Here is a 4720-nt window from a genome sequence, read left to right on the forward strand (position 1 = left end):
AGAAAATTTAGTAACATATCAATTACCCTTAATCCACAACTAACTTTAATTATTGGAACAAATGGAGCCGGAAAGACAACAATTGCAGACGCTATCGCCAAAACACTTAGTTGGATAAGTTCAAATTTTCTTAATGAAGACGGCAGGGGAAAATCCGTTATTTTAAGCGATATCAGAGTGGGCTCTGATTTTTCAAAAATACACTCTCAGTTTACATTAACAACTAAAAATTCATATTCCGTACAACTATACAAAGTAAATATAGGCAAAGAAAAAAAGAAAAATAGTGAATTAGCTGAAATTAAAATACTCGGAAATTTGTATCGTACACTGTATGATAAACATCAAATTGATTTGCCTGTATTTGCTTATTACTCCGTCGATCGCATTGACAAATTTGGCAAAAGACCTACCACAAAACCAATAACATCACCACTGGATAACTACACTAACTGCTTAGATGGCAAAGCTGATTTTTCAAGTTTACTAGAATATATCCACTATCTAGAAGAACGTATCATGCGTTTAACTCGCATAGATCCTATATTATTAAGTAATTATTTAAAATTAAAGTCGAAAGTTGAGTTAAAAGTCAAACAAGGAATATTTATCCATGATGATCCAGAGTATATAGAACTAAGTAAATTAGAATCATCCTTGCTTCCGCCTCCAAAGGATGAAGGTGCAAAACTATATTTTGATATCTTAAATTCAGTTATAAAAACTTTTGTACCAGATATAAACAATATTAGAATAGGCTATGCAGATGAAAATGATTTAGTAAATAACTTGCAAGTCAAGCGGCCAATTATAAAAGTACAAATTGACGATATCTGGCTGGAGATTGATCAGCTATCACACGGACAAAAATCACTGCTTGCCATGGTTACTGATTTATCGCGCCGTATGATGATGTTAAATCAAAAGCTTGAAAATCCACTAGCTGGCCAAGGGATTGTATTAATTGATGAAATAGAATTACATCTGCATCCCACATGGCAACAAACTGTTATTGGAAATTTACAAAAAACATTTCCAAATATTCAATTTATTATTACAACGCACAGTCCGCATGTTTTGAGTAGCGTTGATGCCGCTTGCATTCGCCCGTTGCGTGATGCGATTGCCCCAAAAACAGATAACAGAGTCGCTCAGGTTGATGCGATTCACTACCAGACCAAAGGCGTATCCAGTGCAGATGTGCTGGCAGAAATAATGGGCGTCAATCCAGTGGCCGATGTTCCTGAAGCAAAAATGTTGTCTGCCTACCACGCATTGATTCAGAAAAATTTGCATGAAACCGTTGAAGGTCTTGCACTACGCCGGCAACTTGATGACCACTTTGGTAATCAACACCCGGTGATGCAGGACTGTGATCGAATACTTAGACTACAAGCCTTCAAGAAGAAATGGCCACTACCAAGTAATACCAAATAGGGGGTGAACTTATGCGCAAACTTCAACGCGTTGTGGCACCGGAATGTTTGAAAAAATTAGAGCGTGAAAAACATACTTGGGATCAAGTTACTACTGACAACAAAAATGCTATCTGGGAAAAGTTGGAATTGATGCAGGGAAAGCGATGCGCCTATTGCGAATCGCCAATCGACAAGGGATCGCGCCACATTGAGCATTTCAGACAGCGAAGTGATGCCCCTAAGCTTACGTTTTTCTGGGAAAACTTATTTGGGTCTTGTAGTCGGACTGACTGCTGTGGCAAATACAAAGACGTTAAGGCAAGGCCATATGATCCGAAAGACCTCATTAAGCCAGATGAGGAAGACCCGGAAGATTTTTTTATTTTTTCAGCGAACGGTTCGGTCAGTCCCAGAGCCGATCCGCACAAAGAAAAAGAAAAGTGGCATCGCGCCATGGAAACCATTCGTATCTTTAACTTAAATGGACCACTGCAAGGGATTCGGCATGCGGCGGTTCGGGGTTACGTTACTACCTTCGATGCATTAGTTAATGAAGTCACGCCAAAAGAATTGAATGAATGGATTCTGTCCGAAGTTAGTAACACGGTTAATGGCCCATTCGTCACAGCAATTAGACATGTTCTAACAAATACGGTGGGCACCAGTGACTCGACAGATTAAGGGTGAATTTAAGTAAGCGATGAATAAATTATCAATGCAGGGAAATTTTCCCAGTTTGCACATAGTGCAAGAGTCTTCGAAGTCTGCGATAGTAGGCTAACAAGGAGCGAAGCTGAGGTATCCTGCACTGTAGCTAAAACGTAGCTACGCACCACCATTCTTGACTGTTTAGGACTTAACGTAGCTGACTTCAACACAATGCAAGCGATGCAAGGTATTGATTTCATTGAAATTTATTAAAGCCAGCCATTCTGTTAATCCGTAGGTCCCTGGTTCGAGCCCAGGTCGAGGAGCCACCCAATACAGAGCTGGGCACCCCCGTGGTGCCCTTTTCTTTTTGTGCAGCCGCAGAAAGTAAAGCAGCCTTTTTCCCTCTCATCAGCACCCGTTTTCCATCGAAACGGATTTCGCTCACAAACTCCCTCAAATAGCGTTTCGAGAAGCCTCCTTCACGATCCAGCACCCGAGTTCGCAGCGCACAGGTGAACGCATCAAGCTGGCGAGCGGTCAGCATAGAAAGGGGCATTTCTTTTTGCCGCCTTGTTCCTGCAATTTCAAGCAATACAGCTTCCCGCCGAGCCTTGTTCTTTTGTGCCCGGTCGCGCAGCATGTCATCCATCGGCAGCAGCCCCTTTTCCACAGCCTCAAATAGCCGATTGGTGGCGGTCTCCAGCTCCTTCAGTTCTTTCTGCAACGGGCCGAGCGTGTCATCCTGTCTTGACTGTGCGTTCTTGAGGTGCATCTTCATTTCTTTGAGCATGGCCCGCATGCGCTCAGGGGTGAGCACCTTGTCGGCAAACGCCGCCAGGACGAGTGCATCCGTTTTTTCCATCGGCAGCGCGGGTGTGCTGCATGCGCCTGCATGTTGACCAATGCGGGTATTGCACTTGTAGTACCGATAGCGGCCACCCTTTCCCGTGGCGGTCGTCATCCCTGCCCCACAGTTGCCGCATTTGAGCAAGCCAGTGAGCAGCGTCGGCGTGCTGACCTCACGAGGCGGTGTGACGGCTGGTGAACGGGAATGCCTTTTGTCGATCACGTCCTGAAATGCCTGTCGCTCGACCAGCGATGGTATCGGCACCACGACCCATTCGGTTTCCGGCTTGGTTTCATTGGTACGCATGTTTTTCTTGTTGAAAACGTAGTCGCCCCGGTATGCCGTGTCACACAGCAATTGATGCACCCGGGTTCGCGTCCACTTGGCACCTCTGAGCAACTGGCCGCGCTCGTTGAAATGGCTGGCAATGTCTTTGCAGCCCATTTCGTGACCATTCAAGCCATTTTGGTACAGCTCAAACATGCGCCGCACTATAGGCGCTTCGGATTCATCAATGACCAGCCGCTTTTTCTTGCCCTTGGCCGCTGGCAGGTCGAGTTCTTCCTTCTTGTAGCCGAACGGTGGCGCAGAACCATTGAAAAAGCCTTGCCGGGCGTTTTCCTTCATGGCTCGCAGGGTGTGCTTGCCGTTTTCCTTGCTCTGGTACTCATCAAACAGGCTAAAGATACTGCGTGCCATCTCGCCGGACGGATCATCACTTGTCTGCTGGGATATTGAAATAAGCCTGGCGCCTGCTTTTTTCAGTTGCCGCTCATACAGTGCAGAGGCGATATGGTCGCGAAAGAAACGCGACAAACTGTGAACGATGATTGCGTCATACGGTGCAGGTTTCAGCGTGGCATCAGTAATCATCTGCTGGAATTCTGGGCGACGATCATCGGTGGCCGACGCACCGGACTCGATGTATTCCTTGGCAATGGCATGACCGTTGCGCTTGCACCAGTCGCGCATTTGGCGCAGCTGGTCGGGGATGGATAAATCCTTGTCCGCCTGTTTGGTGGTGGACACCCGGGCGTAAAGCGCAACGGCCATTTTTTACTCCAATCTCAGTTGTATTTCTTAAATTCAGAGTAGCGAGCCATTAATCGCGCGTAGTCAACGTTTGTATCCAGTAAGCCCGCAGAGCTTCTGTTTGCATACTCCCTGGCTGCCATCAATCGTGGACGTATGTTGGCCGTAATCTGACTATCACTTCGATAGTCCGACCATTTCGGGTCCGCTCGATCTGCCGCTTCGGATTCGCGGAGTTGTTTTTCCAATTCCGGGACACCAGCCTTCGTTTCCGCTTGTGATTGAACCTCCGCTATGGCCTGTGCCTTGTAGACTGCAACGTTCGAGTGAATCGCCTGCACCATCGATTGTCGCTTTACGGCGTCTTTCTCAAGGGTAACGCCATCCATCATGGCGATTAGCGACACCGCATTGACGCGTCCTGAATAGCCAGAATTTCCAGCTGCAATAGGCCGCTGGTTCTCATTGCACCCGATATTTGAAAAAAAGACACGACCTTTTGCATCTGGACAGCGATAAGACTGCGCGGAGATCGGCCAAGCAACCGTTATCAATAGTAAATACAAAAAACACCGCATAAGTAACACCGTTAAAAGAATGGATGACACCCCATTATTTACCCTCATCGAGCATCAGCCAAGTCATTTCCTTGAGCAGCTCTGGCAACAGTTCCTGAACCAATTTGAGTTCAGCCGGCAGCAAAGGCAATTCTGCTTCTAGATCGCATTCGACAACCATTGGGTTTTCAGTTTTGTTCAATCATGGGGCACCT

At 46.3% G+C, this 4720-nt stretch carries 5 protein-coding genes; 2 read left to right on the plus strand and 3 right to left on the minus strand.

Annotated elements, in window-relative coordinates:
• Both Q8O80_RS00995 and ptuB read left to right on the plus strand, forming a co-directional pair.
• On the plus strand, positions 1-1437 hold a 1437-nt coding region (locus tag Q8O80_RS00995), incomplete at its 5' end, for an AAA family ATPase (RefSeq protein WP_305575988.1).
• A gap of 11 nt (positions 1438-1448) precedes the next feature.
• Positions 1449-2099, plus strand: coding sequence for a retron Ec78 anti-phage system effector HNH endonuclease PtuB (gene ptuB / locus Q8O80_RS01000; protein ID WP_305575990.1), 651 nt, complete (start codon positions 1449-1451; stop codon positions 2097-2099).
• Between the two features lie 223 nt (positions 2100-2322).
• Here the strand turns inward: ptuB and Q8O80_RS01005 are convergent, their stop codons facing one another.
• Genes Q8O80_RS01005 through Q8O80_RS01015 form a run of 3 tightly spaced genes read right to left on the minus strand, consistent with a single transcriptional unit; the run spans position 2323 to position 4707 of the window.
• Positions 2323-3969, minus strand: coding sequence for a recombinase family protein (locus Q8O80_RS01005; RefSeq protein ID WP_305575992.1), 1647 nt, complete (start codon positions 3967-3969; stop codon positions 2323-2325).
• Positions 3970-3983: 14 nt separating this feature from the next.
• Entirely contained in the window at positions 3984-4556 is a 573-nt protein-coding gene (locus Q8O80_RS01010; protein WP_305575994.1) for a hypothetical protein, read from the minus strand.
• Between the two features lie 4 nt (positions 4557-4560).
• Positions 4561-4707: a hypothetical protein gene (locus Q8O80_RS01015; protein WP_305575996.1), complete on the minus strand. Its 147-nt coding sequence runs from the start codon at positions 4705-4707 to the stop codon at positions 4561-4563.
• Positions 4708-4720 lie beyond the last annotated feature (13 nt).

This window comes from Devosia sp. (assembly GCF_030689745.1).
GTDB classification, from domain to species: Bacteria; Pseudomonadota; Alphaproteobacteria; order Rhizobiales; family Devosiaceae; genus Devosia; species Devosia alba.

Coding starts and splice junctions, on each gene's coding strand:
- ptuB (WP_305575990.1), top strand. CDS start 1,449: ATGCGCAAACTTCAACGCGTTGTGGCACCGGAATGTTTGAAAAAATTA.
- Q8O80_RS01005 (WP_305575992.1), bottom strand. CDS start 3,969: ATGGCCGTTGCGCTTTACGCCCGGGTGTCCACCACCAAACAGGCGGAC.